Source organism: Saccharothrix longispora, assembly GCF_031455225.1.
In the GTDB taxonomy this organism is placed as follows: domain Bacteria; phylum Actinomycetota; class Actinomycetes; order Mycobacteriales; family Pseudonocardiaceae; genus Actinosynnema; species Actinosynnema longispora.
Genome location: NZ_JAVDSG010000001.1, coordinates 5,924,371 through 5,940,100, shown reverse-complemented (window position 1 = coordinate 5,940,100; position 15,730 = coordinate 5,924,371). Strand labels below are relative to the sequence as shown.

Annotated in this window: 18 protein-coding genes; 5 read left to right on the top strand and 13 right to left on the bottom strand. The window is 73.1% G+C overall.

Features of this window, described 5'->3' with window-relative positions:
• Window positions 1-49: 49 nt before the first annotated feature.
• The 9 genes from J2S66_RS24940 to J2S66_RS24900 form a co-directional block, all read right to left on the bottom strand.
• Window positions 50-1,018 (bottom strand): DUF559 domain-containing protein, encoded by a 969-nt coding sequence (locus J2S66_RS24940; RefSeq protein ID WP_310309725.1) that lies wholly within the window; start codon window positions 1,016-1,018, stop codon window positions 50-52.
• Between the two features lie 82 nt (window positions 1,019-1,100).
• A complete protein-coding gene (locus tag J2S66_RS24935; RefSeq protein WP_310309724.1) occupies window positions 1,101-1,898 on the bottom strand; it encodes an ESX secretion-associated protein EspG in 798 nt (265 codons plus the stop codon).
• The gene (locus J2S66_RS24930; protein WP_310309723.1) at window positions 1,898-3,205 is read right to left on the bottom strand and encodes a PPE domain-containing protein; all 1,308 of its coding nucleotides are present in this window, start codon (window positions 3,203-3,205) and stop codon (window positions 1,898-1,900) included. Before J2S66_RS24930 ends, J2S66_RS24935 begins: the two co-directional genes overlap by 1 nt.
• A gap of 31 nt (window positions 3,206-3,236) precedes the next feature.
• The gene (locus tag J2S66_RS24925) at window positions 3,237-3,611 is read right to left on the bottom strand and encodes a transcriptional regulator (RefSeq protein WP_310309722.1); all 375 of its coding nucleotides are present in this window, start codon (window positions 3,609-3,611) and stop codon (window positions 3,237-3,239) included.
• 99 nt (window positions 3,612-3,710) lie between these two features.
• Window positions 3,711-4,298: a DUF3558 domain-containing protein gene (locus J2S66_RS24920; RefSeq protein ID WP_310309721.1), complete on the bottom strand. Its 588-nt coding sequence runs from the start codon at window positions 4,296-4,298 to the stop codon at window positions 3,711-3,713.
• 6 nt (window positions 4,299-4,304) lie between these two features.
• Entirely contained in the window at window positions 4,305-4,745 is a 441-nt protein-coding gene (locus J2S66_RS24915) for a GNAT family N-acetyltransferase (RefSeq protein WP_310309720.1), read from the bottom strand.
• 11 nt (window positions 4,746-4,756) lie between these two features.
• Window positions 4,757-5,629 (bottom strand): HAD family hydrolase, encoded by an 873-nt coding sequence (locus J2S66_RS24910; RefSeq protein WP_310309719.1) that lies wholly within the window; start codon window positions 5,627-5,629, stop codon window positions 4,757-4,759.
• The gene (locus tag J2S66_RS24905; protein WP_310309718.1) at window positions 5,626-6,006 is read right to left on the bottom strand and encodes a DUF1707 SHOCT-like domain-containing protein; all 381 of its coding nucleotides are present in this window, start codon (window positions 6,004-6,006) and stop codon (window positions 5,626-5,628) included. The genes J2S66_RS24910 and J2S66_RS24905 overlap by 4 nt, the downstream gene beginning before the upstream one ends.
• 9 nt (window positions 6,007-6,015) lie before the next feature.
• The gene (locus J2S66_RS24900; protein ID WP_310309717.1) at window positions 6,016-7,785 is read right to left on the bottom strand and encodes an acetyl/propionyl/methylcrotonyl-CoA carboxylase subunit alpha; all 1,770 of its coding nucleotides are present in this window, start codon (window positions 7,783-7,785) and stop codon (window positions 6,016-6,018) included.
• 115 nt (window positions 7,786-7,900) lie between these two features.
• Between J2S66_RS24900 and J2S66_RS24895 the strand changes: the two genes are divergently transcribed.
• A complete protein-coding gene (locus J2S66_RS24895) occupies window positions 7,901-8,569 on the top strand; it encodes a hypothetical protein (RefSeq protein WP_310309716.1) in 669 nt (222 codons plus the stop codon).
• Window positions 8,570-8,663: 94 nt separating this feature from the next.
• Here J2S66_RS24895 and J2S66_RS24890 read toward each other — a convergent pair whose 3' ends face one another.
• Together J2S66_RS24890 and J2S66_RS24885 are read right to left on the bottom strand one after the other, a co-directional pair.
• The gene (locus J2S66_RS24890) at window positions 8,664-10,040 is read right to left on the bottom strand and encodes a dicarboxylate/amino acid:cation symporter (protein ID WP_310309715.1); all 1,377 of its coding nucleotides are present in this window, start codon (window positions 10,038-10,040) and stop codon (window positions 8,664-8,666) included.
• A 177-nt stretch (window positions 10,041-10,217) separates the two neighbouring features.
• Window positions 10,218-10,826: a Maf family protein gene (locus J2S66_RS24885; protein WP_310309714.1), complete on the bottom strand. Its 609-nt coding sequence runs from the start codon at window positions 10,824-10,826 to the stop codon at window positions 10,218-10,220.
• Between the two features lie 117 nt (window positions 10,827-10,943).
• Between J2S66_RS24885 and J2S66_RS24880 the strand changes: the two genes are divergently transcribed.
• Window positions 10,944-11,351, top strand: coding sequence for a hypothetical protein (locus tag J2S66_RS24880; RefSeq protein ID WP_310309713.1), 408 nt, complete (start codon window positions 10,944-10,946; stop codon window positions 11,349-11,351).
• A 27-nt stretch (window positions 11,352-11,378) separates the two neighbouring features.
• On the opposite strand, the gene J2S66_RS24875 is transcribed toward J2S66_RS24880, so the two are convergent.
• Complete coding sequence (locus J2S66_RS24875; RefSeq protein ID WP_306748592.1) at window positions 11,379-11,591, bottom strand: acyl-CoA carboxylase subunit epsilon; 213 nt, start codon at window positions 11,589-11,591, stop codon at window positions 11,379-11,381.
• Window positions 11,588-13,219 (bottom strand): acyl-CoA carboxylase subunit beta, encoded by a 1,632-nt coding sequence (locus J2S66_RS24870; RefSeq protein WP_310309712.1) that lies wholly within the window; start codon window positions 13,217-13,219, stop codon window positions 11,588-11,590. The genes J2S66_RS24875 and J2S66_RS24870 overlap by 4 nt, the downstream gene beginning before the upstream one ends.
• A gap of 176 nt (window positions 13,220-13,395) precedes the next feature.
• On the opposite strand from J2S66_RS24870, the gene J2S66_RS24865 reads away from it, so the two are divergent.
• Genes J2S66_RS24865 through J2S66_RS24855 form a run of 3 tightly spaced genes read left to right on the top strand, consistent with a single transcriptional unit; the run spans window position 13,396 to window position 15,679 of the window.
• Entirely contained in the window at window positions 13,396-14,202 is an 807-nt protein-coding gene (locus tag J2S66_RS24865) for a biotin--[acetyl-CoA-carboxylase] ligase (protein ID WP_310309710.1), read from the top strand.
• Window positions 14,203-14,232: 30 nt separating this feature from the next.
• Window positions 14,233-14,763, top strand: coding sequence for a PH domain-containing protein (locus J2S66_RS24860; RefSeq protein WP_310309708.1), 531 nt, complete (start codon window positions 14,233-14,235; stop codon window positions 14,761-14,763).
• Window positions 14,750-15,679, top strand: a complete 930-nt coding sequence (locus J2S66_RS24855) for a hydroxymethylglutaryl-CoA lyase (RefSeq protein WP_310309707.1) — start codon at window positions 14,750-14,752, stop codon at window positions 15,677-15,679. The genes J2S66_RS24860 and J2S66_RS24855 overlap by 14 nt, the downstream gene beginning before the upstream one ends.
• Window positions 15,680-15,730 lie beyond the last annotated feature (51 nt).

Genomic DNA, 15,730 nt, shown 5'->3' with positions numbered 1-15,730 from the left:
GAGTCGTAAGTTCGGGCCCGGAGTGTCGTAAATCCGGGCCCGATGAGTTCTAGATCCAGAACCCTCGTGTCGCGCGTTGAGGGCCGCTGAGGTCTGCCCGCAGGCGGCTGAACAACGCGGTCGGGTCACGCAGGTCGGAAGCACTGGCGCGGAGTACCCGCCACCCGCGTCGTCGCAGGTCCTCGTCACGGGCCCGGTCCGACTCGACCTTGTCGACGTGAGCGGCGTAACCGTCGTACTCGAGGGCGAGACGCGCGTGCGGCCAGCCGAAGTCCAGGCGCCAGACCTCGCGGCCGTCCAGGTCGCGCACCGAGTACTGGGGGACGGGCAGCGGGAACCCGGCCTCGGCGATGAGCAGCAGGAGCATGCTCTCCGGTGGAGACTCCGGCAGCCCTGACGCGAGGTCGAGCAGGAAAGCGGCCTGACGCTTGCCCCTCGAATCACGTCGTGCGGTGATCCGTGCGGCGATGTCACCCTTGAATTCCGCACGTTCGTGTGAAGGAATTTGCGCCAATGCCTCGTCCGCGCAGGCCAGGGCCGTGGACCGGCGAGCGCGGCAAAGCAGTTCGGTGACGGCGTGCACGACCGTGAAGCAGCGGAGACCGTCGACCTCGGTGACGTCGGCGATGTCGTAGGCCTGCTGGTGCACGTCCAGCCCGGGACGCGAGTGCAGGCGGCGGTCGTAGTCGACAGTCAGGTGCACGCGGTGCGTCGACGCGGCCGTGCAACCGTGCAGCCACGCCGACGTGTGGCTCGACAGCACCGCGTCGGGACCGGCCATCAGCAGTGCGGCGGCCGCACGTGTACGCAGGTCGGGCATGTTCTCACGGCGGATGACGACCTTGCGGCCGTAGTTGATCAATCGCCCTTCGGCGGTCAACCGCTCCAGTTCCCTGCGGCTGAAGTGGGTGCGCAGTTCGGTGCGGCGGTAAGCGCCGTGGAGGCCCTCGGGAAGTTCGATCATGCAGAACCGAGTGGACCTGCCGGGATTCCGTACACGGATCACCCGAACGTGCAAGATCCACTGCCTGAACTTACGACTCGCCATGCGCGAACTTACGACTCGCGGAGCGTGAAATTACGACTCGCCGTGCGCGGACTTACGACTCGGTGGTCAGGGAGTCCAGGTGGTGGAGGAGGCGGCGGGTGTCCACGGGGGAGATGGTGCTCCAGGGTTGTTGGCCGGGGGTGGCCCGGCGCACCTGGAGGTAGCGGCCCCGGGGGTTGTCGAAGAAGCCGATCACGTGGTCCGGGCGGACGCGCTTGCCGTACTTGTCGCGGAACGCGGCGCCGAACTGGCCCCGGTGGTCCGCGTCGCGGAACATCTCGGCCAGGGTGTGGGCGTCCTGTTGGCGGATGCCCCGCGCCAGGAGGGCCCGGACCAGGTCGTCCGGGGTGTTCGAGCCGGTCGCCGCGGCGTCCAGGTCGGTGCTGGGCAGCGTCACGGAGTGGCCGGGACCCGCGGGGGCCGGCGGCAGGACCGACAGGGCCTCGCGGGCCAGGCTCTCGGCGGACGCGGCGCGCAGGGTCAGCTGGTCGCCGTCCAGCACGGCCAGCACACCGGACTGCCCCTTGGCCGCCGCCAGCACGCGGACGCTCCGGCCCAGCCACAGCCGCCCGTCCACCTCCCGCTGCGGCCGGTTGAGCAGGTGCAGCAGGTCCTCCAGCATCGGGTCGAGCGACACCGGACGGCCCAGCCCGCGCCGCTCCAGGTCCGTCCACGCCCGCTGCTCCAGCTCGGCCCGCTCGGCGTGCGTCTTCCCCGGTGAGGGCACCTTGAGCACCAGCGGCATGGTCTCCAGCCGCAGGTGCTCCCACAGCACGTCGAACTCCAGCGCCGAGATCGTCACGGGTTCGCGCAGGTCGCTGGTGCCCAGGTCCACACCGAACATCGTCATCAGCTGGTGGTGCTCTCCCCGATCACGGGCGGCGAGAACCCGCCCACCCCGTAGATGTCGTCCGTCTCGCGCAGGTAGTCGGCCGCGTCGTGCGTCGCGTCCTCCTCGTCCTCCGCCGTGCGCGGACCGCCCAGCCCGCCGAACGGGTCGAACGCGGGCTGCGCCGGCACCGCGCCGACGGTGCGCTTGTGCACGCTGTCGCCGCCGCCCTGACCCGCGCCGCCGCCCGGCAGGCCCGCCGCCGGGACGCCGGTGCCGGTCGTGGCCGCGTGCTGGGCGTTGGCCGCCGCGAACGCGCCGAAGTCCGCCGAGCTGGTCGACGTCGTGCCGACGGGCAGCGGGGCACCGGGCGGGAGCGGCAGCAGGTGCTGGCCGGCGGCGGGAGCGCCGGTACCGGCACCGCCCGCGCCGCCGCCGGCCGCGTGCTGCTCGGTCGTGGTCACGTCGGACCTGCGCTTGTCCTCGTCACGCCGGCCGCCGCCGCCGATCACGCCACCCGGCCCGAACGACCCCGTGCCGGGACCGGACGCCAGGGGCTGCGTCGACGGGCGGGTCTGCCCGGTGGACGGCGCCGAACCCGCGGACGACGTGCCCGTCGAACCGCCGGTCGGCGACGGGGGACGCACCGTCGGCGCGGAGCCGCGACCACCCGGGCCGCCGCCGCGCCAACCACGGCCGCCGCCCCAGCCGCCGCGGCCGCCGCGCGCGCCACCGTGCCCCCACCCGGAACCGGGCACGCCGGGAGCGTCGTTGCGCACCGCGTCACCGGCACTGATCACCAGCTGCGGGGGCTGGTGGAACTGCCCCAGCGTGTTGGTGTTCGACGTGGTGGAGGACGCGTACGTCGTCATCACCTCGCGGGCGCGCTGCTCGGCCGCGTTGGACGCCTTCTCCTGCAGCTCGTAGTCCGTCTGCCCGCCGATCAGGGTGGTGATCGCGCTGACGAGCAGGTTCGGCTTCTCCGCGGTGACCGGCACCGGCGGCGGCATGTCGGAGCGCGCCTTGGAGATGTAGTCGGCCTGGAGCTCCGCGGAGACCCGCATCACCTCGGAACCGGCGCGCGCGTCGTCCGCCCAGGAGGCCAGCGGGTTGATCCCCACCCGCGCCTTGTCGGCCGCGGCGCCCTCCCACGAGGCGCCGGAGCGCAGCACGCCGGCGTGCAGCTCGGAGTTGATCTCGGCCAACGCGGCCGAGACGCCCGCCCAGCGCTCCATGGAGGAGTGCGACGCCTGCGGTCCCGGGCCGGAGTTGATCGCCTGGTACAGCTCTTCGTGGCTGTACCCGCTCCAGCGGTGTCCATCGGGCATGAAGATTTCCCCTTGCCTGCGCCGGGTGCCCTTAACGGCCGCCCTGCTGTCCCATCAAGCCGGTGTTGTCGTCTTCGATGGACTGGTACTGCCGTTCCACGAGGTTGAGGGCGTCCATGGCCGACTTCAGCTGCTGCTGGTAGTTCTGCAACGCGGCCAGCGCCGAGTCGCCGGACTCCAGCGACCGGTCGTTGAACCTCTCCGCGGCGTCCTTGCTCACCGGGTCGCCGGCCCAGGGACGCACCCTGACCTCGGTGATGGCGAGTTCGATCTGCTGGTCCAGCCTCGTCAGGGCGCCCGAGAACGCGCTGCGGAGACTGGGGATGGCACTGGGGTCCACGTTCAGGGTGTGCGCCAAGGGCGGTGAGCCCGAGTCGGCACCGTGGCCGCGGTCTTCCGGCGGCATGGACAACCTCCCCGTCTTCGCGGTTTCGTCGCGCATGGTCACTCTAGCCACAGGGTCCGACAACAGGGAGTGGGCGCACCCGCACATCCCCCGCGCGGGTCAGCGCCGTTGCAGCAAACCGGCCACCGCCGCTTCGGCCGCGCGTTGCGCCCCCTGGCACAGGGTGTCCTGCTTGGCCTTCTTCTCGTTACCGCCGTCGCGGAACATCACGTCCAGGAACTGCCCTTCCGCGACGTCCACCTCGACGTTGCACACGTTGTCCATCCCGGGTGTCCGGACGGTGAGCCCGGGAAACCCGTTCACGGTCGTCTGGCGAGCGTCGACCTGCGCGTTCTCGTCGAGCCACACGCCGATGCCCTCGACTGTGACGAGCGCGAGGCGCACCACGTTCCCGCTGATCGTGCTGCGCATGGTGCACGCCTTCGCGTTGCCGAAGCTCGATTCCACGTAGGCGCTGGGCGGGTTGTCGAGGCTCAGCGCCACCCGCTGGTCGGCGGACAGCACCGCGCACGGGTCGACGTCGTCCAACCGCAGCTCACCGGGGCGGGGCGGCATCGGCGGCACGCTGGTGGCACTGGCGATGACCGGTTCGTCGGACCGGCCGTCGGCGGTGTTCTCCGGTGAGGGCGTGCAAGCCGGCAGCGCCAACGCGCACAACGTGGCGATGATCACGCGAGCAGCCCTCATGAGCACCTACCGTAGTCGGGTCCACACACCGCGTGGACCCCCGGCTGTGAAGCCTGTTCGCCCGGCGAGTCGCCGGGCGGCTTCGCCCTCGGGTCTGGCGGTGATCAGGGGGAGGTCGAGGAAGCCGAACCCGAAGCGGGCCACCGCGTCCACGGCGTGGGTCGCGACGCCCCGGCGGCGGCGGGTCGGGGTGGTCCAGCAGGTCAGCTCGCCGCGCGCGGTCAGCACGACCTCGCCCACGGCGGCACCGGTGAGCTGGTCGCACACGGCCCACGAGCAGCTCTCGTCCGCGTGCCACTGCCGCGTCCGCTCGGCCACGTGCGCTGCGGCGGCGTCGAGGTCGGTGACCAACCCGCCGCCGACGAGCGGGACGCGGTCGTCGACGCGGTCGTCGTGCCGCAGTCCACGCAGGTAGAACTCACCCGCGTTGATCTCGACCGCCTCCATGGGCGCGGAGACTAGTCGGTGACGAACCCGTCGTAACGGGCGGCCAGCGCTTCGAGCAGGCCGCGGTGCGCCGAGGCGGGTTGGCCGTCGGGGCCGGTGGTCGGCTCGACCACCCAGTCGGCGTCCTCCACGTCGTCCTCGCCGGCCAGCAGGTCCTTGTGCACGGCGCACGGCGCCCAGCCCGCTTCGGCCAGTTCCCCTGCGGCCTGCTCGGCGTCGTCGCGGTCGTGCAGGACCAGCAGCAACGGGCCGCCGCGCGCGGTACCGGTGGCGCCGCCCCCGCCGTCCAGCAGGCCGCGGGAGCGGAGGGCCTCGCGCAGGGAGGCCGCGTCGGGCGTGTGCACGGCGTCGAGGCCGATGGTGCGGGCCGCCGCCGCGTTCTCCTCGTTGTCGTCGCAGAACAGGGTCGAGGACGTCGAGTGCTGGAGCACCCGCAGCGCCCGCCGGAACGCCTCGGGCGACGGCTTGGCCACGCCGAGCCGCGCGGACGTCACGACGGCGTCCACCTCGCGGTCCAGGCCGAGGGCGGCGAGGTCGCGCGGCAGGCGGTCGGTGGCGTTGGACAGCAGCGCGACCCGGCAGCGCCCCCGCACCCGCCGCACCAGGTCCAGGGCTTCCGGGACCACCTCGCCGGTGCGGGTCCACGCCGCCACGGCCGCCGTCGCCGCGTCCTCGGGCACGTCCTCGCGGACCAGTTGCCGCCGGACGGCCTCGCGCCACTCCTCGTCGGTGACGCGGCCGGTCACGGCGGGCACGGACAGCGCGAACGACACCCGGGCCAGCGCGCCGCGCGGCACGCCGAACTCGTCCTCGATCGGCGCGTCCGGCCCGAATCGGCGCAGCACGCCGTCGAGGTCGAGCAGCAGCAGCGACGGGGCGCTCACCGCTTGCCCGACCGGCCGAGCAGCAGCATCACCGGCAGGACCAGCAGGAACACGAACGGGTTCTTCAGCACGAAGAACAGCGCCACGCACCCCAGGATGACGATCGGCAGCACCACGCCGGACATCCGCGGCTCCAGCGCGAACGACGACCGACGCGCGGGCGGCTCGGCCGGCGCCACCTGCTGGAACCGCGGCCGGGGGTCGGGCAGGTCGGCGAACAGCCCGAGCAGGTCGCCCCTGGTCCGCGCGGTCGCGACGCGGGCGGAGCGCTCGCCGAACTCGTCCACGGTCAACCGACCCTGGCCGAGGTGCTCGCCGAGCAGTTCGAGCGCGTGCTCGCGCTCCGCGTCGCCGATCCGGATGTCCCGCTCGCTCACACGGCGAGCCTATTCCTTGATCTCGCAGAGCACGGTGCCCTGGGTGACCGCCGCACCGGGCTCGGCGGCCAGACCGGTGATCGTGCCCGCCTTGTGCGCGGTCACCGGGTTCTCCATCTTCATGGCCTCCAGCACGACGACCAGGTCGCCCGCCTCGACCTGCTGCCCGTCCTCGACGGCCACCTTGACGATGGTGCCCTGCATGGGCGCGGCCACCGCGTCGCCCGACACGTTCGCGCCGGACCCGCCGCCGCGCTTGCGCGGCTTGGCCTTCGCGGTCGCCTTCGCCCCGCCGCCACCGCTGCCGCCGAGGGCCAGGTCACCGGGGAGCGACACCTCCACGCGCCGGCCGCCGACCTCGACCACGAGGGTCTGCCGGGGCTCCTCCTCCTGGGCCTCGGCGGGGTCGGTGAACGGCGCGATGGTGTTGTCGAACTCGGTCTCGATCCACCGGGTGTGCACGGTGAAGCCCTCGTCCGTGCCCACGTACGCCGGATCGCGCACGATCGCGCGGTGGAACGGCAGCACGGTGGCCATGCCGTCGACGACCATCTCGTCCAGCGCCCGGCGCGCCCGCTCCAGGGCCTGGGTGCGGTCCTCGCCGGTGACGATCAGCTTCGCCAGCAGCGAGTCGAACTGGCCGCCGATGACCGTGCCGCTCTCCACGCCCGCGTCCACCCGGACGCCGGGGCCGGACGGCGCGGTGAACGTCGTCACGGTGCCGGGGGCGGGCAGGAAGTTGCGGCCCGCGTCCTCGCCGTTGATGCGGAACTCGATCGAGTGACCGCGCGGGGTCGGGTCGTCGGTGAACCGCAGCGGCTCGCCGGCGGCGATGCGGAACTGCTCGCGCACCAGGTCGATGCCCGCGGTCTCCTCGCTGACCGGGTGCTCCACCTGGAGGCGCGTGTTGACCTCCAGGAACGAGATGGTGCCGTCCACCGCGACCAGGTACTCGACGGTGCCCGCGCCGTGGTAGCCGGCCTCCTTGCAGATGGCCCGCGCGGACCGGTGGATCTCGGCGCGCTGCTCGTCGGTGAGGAACGGCGCGGGCGCCTCCTCGACCAGCTTCTGGTGGCGGCGCTGCAGGGAGCAGTCACGGGTGCCCACGACGACCACGTTGCCGTGCTGGTCGGCCAGCACCTGCGCCTCGACGTGCCGCGGCTTGTCCAGGTAGCGCTCGACGAAGCACTCACCGCGGCCGAACGCGGTGACCGCCTCGCGCACCGCGCTGTCGAACAGCTCGGGGATCTCCTCCATCGTGCGGGCGACCTTCAGGCCGCGACCGCCGCCGCCGAACGCCGCCTTGATCGCGACCGGCAGCCCGTGCTCCTCGGCGAACGCCACGACCTCGTCCGGGCCGCCCACCGGGTCCTTGGTGCCGGGCACCAGCGGCGCGCCCGCGCGCATCGCGATGTGCCGCGCGGTCACCTTGTCGCCCAGGTCGCGGATGGCCTGCGGGGTCGGCCCGATCCAGGTCAGGCCCGCGTCCAGCACGGCCTGCGCGAAGTCGGCGTTCTCGGACAGGAAGCCGTAACCGGGGTGCACCGAGTCCGCGCCGGCGCGCTTGGCGACGTCCAGGAGCTTGTCGACGGACAGGTAGCTCTCGCCGGGCGTGCTCCCGCCCAGCGCGAATGCCTCGTCGGCGAGGCGGACGAACGGGGCGTCGCGGTCCGGGTCGGCGTACACGGCGACGCTGGTGAGCCCTGCGTCACGGCAGGCGCGGATGACCCGGACGGCGATCTCACCGCGGTTGGCGACGAGGACCTTGCGCAGCGACACGACGTCCTACCTCCTGCAACGCTGGTGTGGAGTGGTGGTGGTCGGGGAGTTTAGTGACCCGCCCGCACGTCGCGGTCGAGAGACGGGTCACGCTTGGGTGCGACAATCCGAAATCGTGTCCTCCCCGCCTAAAGCCGCGCTGGTGGTCGCCTGTGCCGCCGTCCTCATCACCGTCGCCGGCGTGGCCGTCGCCTGGTCGCTGCGGCCACCGGACCAGCCGGACGCGGGCGCCGCACCCGCCCAGGACCAGCTGCGCTGCGGCACCACGGCGTGCCGGTCGCTGGTGAAGCGGGAGGTGGGGGCCGACTCGGTCGAGCTGCTCGTGGGTTCGGGGGAGGGGCGCATCCGCACCAACGGGGCTTCGGGGCCGAACATCTTCGAGCTGACCGTCGCCGCCTCGGGCGCCGACATCACCGAGGGGTCGCTCCAGTGCGCGGACGCGGAGGTCACCGTGTGCCTGGTCCGGGGCGCGGCGGGCGGGGAGGTGCGCGGCGAGGTGTTCGTGCGCAGGTCGGGGGCCTGGACGCGGGCGCAGGTGCCGTACCTGTCATCGGGGGCGCACCTGGCGCTGGCCGACGTGGACCGGGACGCGGTGGCCGACGTCGTCGCGGTCCAGCGCGCCTGCCCGGGGGTCGACGACTGCGGCCGGCGGTTCGCGCAGGTCTTCTCGGTGGTGGGCGGGGGCGAGGTGGGCTGCACGGCGGTCGTGGGATCGCCCGAGGAGCTGCCGGGCTGGCCGGAGGTCGTGCCGGACGCGTCGACCCTGGTGCGCTGCGGTCCCTGAGGCGGGTCCCTGAGGGGGGCCCCGAACGGCGGGTCCCGAACGGCGGAGGGGGCCGCCTGCGGGCGACCCCCTCCGGGTGGTGGTGCGGTCCGGCTCAGACCCGGACGACCTCGCGCGCACCGGTCCCGGGAGCGGTCCCCGACGACGCGGTCCCCGACACGCCGGTCTCGCGCGGGCCGTTGAGCAGCGGCGGCTCGCTCGGCGAGTTCAGCACCTCGTCGTCGATCAGGCCCTCGCCGCGCGCGACCAGCACCGGGACGGCGATCTGGCCCGTCACGTTGGTCGCGGTGCGCACCATGTCGAGGATCGGGTCGATCGCGTAGACCACGGCGACACCGGTCGCGATGACCTCCGGCGGCATGTTCACCGCGCCCAGGGTGAGGGTCAGCATGGTGAACCAGCCGGTGGTGCCGGCGGTGGCCAGGGCGCCGAACACGGCCACCGCGACGATCGCCACGTACTGCCAGACGCCGAGCTGCACGCCGAACAGGTTCGCGATGAACACCGTGGCGATGGCCGGGTACACGGCGGCGCAGCCGTCCATCTTGGTGGTGGTGGCCAGCGGCACGGCGAACGAGGCGTAATCGGGGTCCACGCCGAGGTTGGCGGCGGTCTGGCGGCTCAGCGGCAGGGTCGCGCCCGACGAGCGGGACACGAACGCGAACTGGATCGCGGTCCACGCCTTGCCGAAGAACGTCTTCGGCGACACGTGCCCGACGAACCGCAGCAGCACCGGGTAGACCACGAACAGCACCAGCAGCGATCCGCCGTACACGGCCGCGATCAGCGAGGACAGCGGGCGGACGAACGAGTTGCCGTACGTCGCGAACGCGGTGCCGATCAGGCCGAACACGCCGATCGGGGCGAGCAGGATGATCCAGCCGACGATCTTCTGGATCAGGTCGAACACCGACCGGGTCAGGTTCACGAACGGCGCGGCCCTGTCGCCCAGCGCGTACGCGGCGAAGCCGACGAGGACCGACACGAACACGACCTGGAGCACCTCGCCCTCGGTGAAGGCGGCGAACAGGTTGGACGGGATCAGCGTCTCCAGCAGCGTGCCCCACGAGCCGGGGTCGCGCGCGGCCAGCCGTTCGACGGCGGCCTGCGACGGTTCGACCTGCACGCCCGCGCCCGGCTTGAACACCAGCGCGATGGCCAGGCCGATGAGCACCGAGATCAGCGAGGTGATCGCGAACCACAGCAGCGTCCTGCCGCCGAGCCGGGCCGCGCGGTTCGAGCCGAGTCGGCGCAGGCTCGTGATGCCGACGACGATCGCGGTGAAGACCAGGGGGATGACGGTGAACTGCAGCAGGCTGGTGAAGACGTCGCCGATCCGGCCGAGCGTGGTGGTGAGCCACGTCAGCCCGGCGCTCTTGGCGAGGAAGCCCGCGAGCGCGCCCAGCACGAGCGCGGCGAGCACGGTGACGCCGAAGACCTTCGGCTTGGTGTAGGTGCGGACGAACGACACGACTGCTCCGGATGGGTGCGCGGGGGTCGGCTGGACGCGGGGCGTCAGCCCCGACAGCTCGCCGTCGTCCTGCGCCCGTAGTCGATGTGACGACGGCGCGTCAGCAGTTCGTTCATCGCTTCCCCCAACGCCGGTCCTGGTCCGGAGCTTCCCGACCGGGGGGAAATGTGACAACGGCTACCAGATGTCGGACACCGCGACGCCGACTCGGCGCAGCAGCCGCCTGGTGAGCGGGAGGCTGATGCCGATCACGCTGGACGGGTCGCCGTCGATGCCGTCCACGAACCAGCCGCCCAGGCCGTCGAGGGTGAACGCGCCCGCAACGTTCAGCGGCTCGCCGGTGGCCAGGTACGCCTCCAGTTCGTCCTCGGTCGGCCTGCCGAACCGGACGAGCGTCGCCTCGTGGCCGACGGCCCGGCCGACCTCGGCGCCGTCGCGCAGCCGGAGCACGGCGTGGCCGGTGAGCAGCGTGCCCGAGGTGCCCGCCATCCGCTTCCAGCGCTCGCGCGCCACGTCCACCGTGCCGGGCTTGCCGTGCACCTCGCCGTCGGAGGTGAGCAGCATCGAGTCGCAGCCCACCACGACCTCGTCCCCGCTCGACCCGCTCGCGATGGCCTCGGCCTTGGCCAGCGCGAGGGTCGTGACGAGGTCGTCGGGGGTGGGGTCGACCAACGACGCGGCGATCGCGTCCTCGTCGACGCCGGAGACCCGGACGACGGGCTCGACCCCGGCGGCGCGGAGGACGGCGAGGCGGGCGGGGGACTGCGAGGCGAGGACGAAGCGCACGGCGTGCAGCCTAGGGCGCGCCGGACCGCGCCCGAGCGGTGCCACGGCGCCGCGTCGAACCGGCGCTGCGTAGAACTACCGATGCGCGCCGCGACGGCGTCGGCCACCCTCGGTGAGGTGCAGCGTTGGGCTCTGGTGGTGCGCCGGACCGAACCGGGGCGGAGGAGGCGGCGGTGGTTGTTCCCGCTGGTGTCCGCGCTCCTCGTGGCGGGGTTGGCGGTTCCGGTCGTGTCCAGTGACCCGGTCGGGTACGGGGTGCCGTTCTGGCCCTTCGCGAACGGCAGCGACCGGGTCGAGTGGCGGGTGATGGACCAGGTCTCGGCCACCGCGCGGGCGATCGGGCGGCTCGACGCGGTGCCCGACGCGGTCGCCGACGAGGAGGTCGAGGTGCTGGCCGCGCGGATCGGGGCGGACGCCATGTGGATGCGGGTGCGCCTGCACGTCCCCGACGGCGTGCGCTGCCGCGAGGTGTCCGTGCTGGGGGACACCGGCGTGCGGGTCAACAGCCGTCGGGTCGACTGCTAGCCGACCCGACGACCGGGACCCGCGGGGTCAGCCCGGCAGGCCGGACGCGCGCCACGCGCCCGGGCCGTGCGGCAGCGGTCGGCGGACCAGCCGGGAGGGGTCCGCCCAGGTCGAGGGGCGCGATCGCTCGGGCGCCGACCCGCCCGACGCCGCCAGGCCCGCCACGACGGCGGTCACGACGGCCAGTTCCACGTCGTCCGGGTTCCCGCGCACCACCCGGAGGTGCGGCCCGCCGCTCACAGCGGGATGTTCCCGTGCTTCTTGGGCGGCAGCACCTCGCGCTTGTCGCGCAGCACCGCCAGCGCCCGCGCCACGTGCGCCCGCGTGTACGACGGCGGGATCACCGCGTCCACGTACCCGCGCTCCGCCGCCACGTACGGGTTGCACAGGGCGTCCTCGTACTCCTGCTGCAAGCGGGCGCGGAGCGCGTCCACGTCCTCGCCCCTGCCGACCGCCGCCGCCAGCGTCTTGCGGTGCACGATGTTCGCCGCGCCCTGCGCGCCCATGACCGCGATCTGCGCCGTCGGCCACGCCAGGTTGACGTCGGCACCCAGGTGCTTCGAGCCCATCACGTCGTACGCGCCGCCGTACGCCTTGCGGGTGATCACGGTGACCAGCGGCACGGTGGCCTCGGCGTAGGCGTAGATCAGCTTCGCGCCGCGCCGGATGATGCCGTTCCACTCCTGGTCGGTGCCGGGCAGGAAGCCGGGCACGTCCACGAACGTCAGCACCGGGATGTTGAACGCGTCGCACGTGCGCACGAACCGCGCGGCCTTCTCCGAGGCGTCGATGTCGAGGCAGCCCGCGAACTGGGTGGGCTGGTTGGCGACGACGCCGACCGAGTGGCCGTCCACCCGGCCGAAGCCGATCAGGATGTTCGGCGCGAACAGCGGCTGGACCTCCAGGAACTCGCCCTCGTCCAGCACGCGGGTGATGACCTCGTGCATGTCGTAGGGCTGGTTCGCCGAGTCCGGGATGAGCACGTCCAGCTCGCGGTCGGACTCGGTGACCGAGTCCTGGATCGAGCCGTGCACGAGGTCGTCCGGCGTGTCGAACACCGGCGGCTCGGACATGTTGTTGGCCGGCAGGTAGGACAGCAGCTCCTTGACGTAGGAGATGGCGTCCTCCTCGTCCCCGCCGAGGTAGTGCGCGTTGCCCGACTTCGTGTTGTGCGTGCGACCGCCGCCCAGGTCCTCGAAGCCCACGTCCTCGCCGGTGACGGTCTTGATCACGTCCGGGCCGGTGATGAACATGTGCGAGGTCTTGTCGACCATCACCACGAAGTCGGTCAGCGCGGGGGAGTACACGTGCCCGCCCGCGTTCGCGCCCATGATCAGCGAGATCTGCGGGACGACGCCGGACGCGGCCACGTTGCGGCGGAAGATCTCGCCGTAGAGGCCCAGCGAGACGACGCCCTCCTGGATGCGCGCGCCGCCGCCCTCGTTGATGCCGATGATCGGCCGGCCGGTCTTGATCGCCAGGTCCATGACCTTGACGATCTTCTCGCCGTACACCTCGCCGAGCGAGCCGCCGAAGACCGTGACGTCCTGGCTGAACACGCACACCGGGCGGCCGTCGACGGTGCCGTAACCGGTCACCACGCCGTCGCCGTACGGGCGGTTCCCGTCCTGGCCGAAGTTGGTGGAGCGGTGCCTGGCCAGCTCGTCCAGCTCGACGAACGAACCCGGGTCGAGCAGCAGTTCGATGCGTTCGCGGGCGGTCTTCTTGCCCTTGGCGTGCTGCTTCTCGACCGCGCGCGCCGAGCCGGCGTGCACGGCCTCCTCGTTGCGCCGGTACAGGTCGGCCAGCTTGCCGGCCGTGGTGTGGACGTCCGGCTCCTCGCCGATGGGGGCGGTCGCACTGCTCATGACCGGGCAGCTTAGCGAGGCCGGTCCAAGGCGGGGCGGACGCAGTTGCCCACGTCACGATCGTTCCGGTTGACCTCCAGCACGCTGGAGGTTGCAGGCTTGTCGCGGGCGGCCCGGCCCGCCGTCCACACCGCTCCGACACAGCGGGCGGGACGGGTCGCTCCTACGCTTCGCCGGTGACCTCGCACCCCACCCCGGACGCCCCGGTGGACGTCGCCGTCCTCCGCCGTGAACTGCTCGGCCGCTACGCCGCGATCCACGTCGTGGAGAGCACCGGCTCCACCAACGCCGACCTGCGCGACGCCGCCGCCGGGGGCGCGCCCGACCGCACCGCGCTCGTCGCCGGGAGGCAGACCGCCGGCCAGGGCAGGCGCGGGCGGTCCTGGGCGTCGCCCACCGGCGGCCTCTACCTGAGCGCGCTGTTCCGGCCGGACGGCGTGCCGCCCGCGCGGCTGCCGTGGCTGACGCTGCTCGCCGGCCTCGCCCTGGTCCGCACCGCACGCGGGTTCGGGGTCACCGCGACCCTGAAGTGGCCGAACGACCTGCTGGTCGACGGGGCCAAGGCCGCCGGGGTGCTGGCCGAGGGCACCGCGGGGCCGGCCGTGGTCGTCGGCATCGGGCTGAACGTCGCCGAGCCGCCCGACGACGTGGAGCCCGGCGCGGGCGGCCTGCGGCCCACCGGCCTGGAGACCCACGCGGGCCCGCTGGACCGCACGGCCGTCGCGGTCGCGCTGCTCGGCGAACTGGCCGACCTGGAGGAGCGGTGGCGCCGCGCCGGCGGCGACGACCCGGAGCTGCGCGCCGAGTACGAGCGGCACTGCGCCACGCTCGGCAGCCCCGTGCGGGTCGAACTGGCCCGGGACGGGCTGCTGCTCGGCACGGCGCGCCGGCTGGAGCCCGACGGCACGCTCGTGGTGCGCGACGAACGAGGCGCGGACCACTCCGTTTCCGCCGGGGACGTGGTGCACCTGCGAGTACGGTGAGGCCCAGCACACCCACCGAAGGGGACCGCCGTGGCCTACCCGGACGACCTGCTCAGCCCGAGCGAGCACGTCGTGATCCACAAGCACCCGCACTGGAAGGCGCTGGTGGTCCCGGTGGCCGTGCTGGTCGCGGTGCTCGCCGGCGGGACCTGGCTCGCGGTGCTGGCCGCCGACCTGACCTGGGCGTCGATCGCGTGGCTCGTGCTGGCCGCCGTCGCCGCCCTGCTGGTCGGGTGGCTCGTGCTCGCCCCGGTGCTGCGCTGGCGCACCACGCACCTCGTCGTCACCACGGAACGCGTCATGTGGCGCATGGGCGTGGTGCGGCGGGTGAGCCTGGACCTGCCGCTGCGGCGCATCGACAGCGTCCGGTTCGAGCAGGGGGTGACCGACCGCCTGCTGCGCTGCGGCACGCTGGTGATCGACTCGGCGTCGGACCAGCCGCTCGAACTCGACGACATCCCCGACGTGGAGACGGTGAACTCGCTGCTCCAGCGGGAGATCAACGACAACCCGGAAGACGACTACCGGCCGGAGGACAGGGTCATCGATGGGCGCGCGTGAGGTCGGCCTGCCCGAGTCGGTCGGTGGGAGCGGGCTCCCCGACCGCGTGACGATCTGGGAGGTGGGTGCCCGCGACGGCCTCCAGAACGAGTCCGCGGTCGTGCCGGTGGCCACCAAGCTGGAGTTCCTGGACCGGCTCGCCGACGCGGGCGCCGCGGTGCTGGAGGCGACGAGCTTCGTCCACCCGAAGTGGGTGCCGCAGCTGGCCGACGCCGAGGAGCTGCTGGCCGGCCTCGACCGGCGGGACGGCGTCGACTACCCCGTGCTGGTGCCCAACGAGCGCGGTCTGGAACGCGCGCTGGCGGCGGGCGTCCGGCACGTCGCGATCTTCGCCAGCGCCACCGAGACGTTCGCGCGGCGCAACCTCAACCGGTCGCTCGACGAGCAGTTCGCCATGTTCGACCCGGTCGTCGCGCGCGCCAAGGCCGAAGGGCTCGCGGTGCGCGGCTACGTGTCGATGTGCTTCGGCGACCCGTGGGAGGGCGCGGTCGGCCGCGACCAGGTCGTCGGCGTCGGCGAGCGGCTGCTGGACATGGGCTGCGACCAGCTCTCGCTCGGCGACACGATCGGCGTGGCCACCCCCGGCCAGGTGACGGCGCTGCTGGCCGCGTTCGGCGGCGTCGAGCGGCTGGCCGTGCACTTCCACGACACCTACGGGCAGGCGCTCGCGAACACGCTGGCCGCGCTCCAGGCGGGCGTCACGACCGTCGACTCGTCCGCGGGCGGCCTCGGCGGCTGCCCGTACGCGGAGTCCGCCACCGGCAACCTCGCCACCGAGGACCTGGTGTGGATGCTCGACGGCCTGGGCGTGGCGCACGGCGTCGACCTGGACAAGCTCGCCGACACCAGCGCGTGGATGGCGGAGCGGCTCGGCCGGCCCAGCCCGTCGCGGGTGGTCAGGGCCCTGCGCGGGTAGCGCCGGATTTTCCCCGCGCGCACCGGAACCGGGGTGGCGGTCGTAACGTCC

Bases quoted from the DNA above. Each gene is read 5' to 3' on its own strand.
- J2S66_RS24915 (WP_310309720.1), bottom strand. From the start codon at position 4,745: ATGGAGGCGGTCGAGATCAACGCGGGTGAGTTCTACCTGCGTGGACTG.
- J2S66_RS24920 (WP_310309721.1), bottom strand. From the start codon at position 4,298: ATGAGGGCTGCTCGCGTGATCATCGCCACGTTGTGCGCGTTGGCGCTG.
- J2S66_RS24855 (WP_310309707.1), top strand. From the start codon at position 14,750: ATGGGCGCGCGTGAGGTCGGCCTGCCCGAGTCGGTCGGTGGGAGCGGG.
- J2S66_RS24930 (WP_310309723.1), bottom strand. From the start codon at position 3,205: ATGCCCGATGGACACCGCTGGAGCGGGTACAGCCACGAAGAGCTGTAC.
- J2S66_RS24870 (WP_310309712.1), bottom strand. From the start codon at position 13,219: ATGAGCAGTGCGACCGCCCCCATCGGCGAGGAGCCGGACGTCCACACC.
- J2S66_RS24935 (WP_310309724.1), bottom strand. From the start codon at position 1,898: ATGACGATGTTCGGTGTGGACCTGGGCACCAGCGACCTGCGCGAACCC.
- J2S66_RS24925 (WP_310309722.1), bottom strand. From the start codon at position 3,611: ATGCCGCCGGAAGACCGCGGCCACGGTGCCGACTCGGGCTCACCGCCC.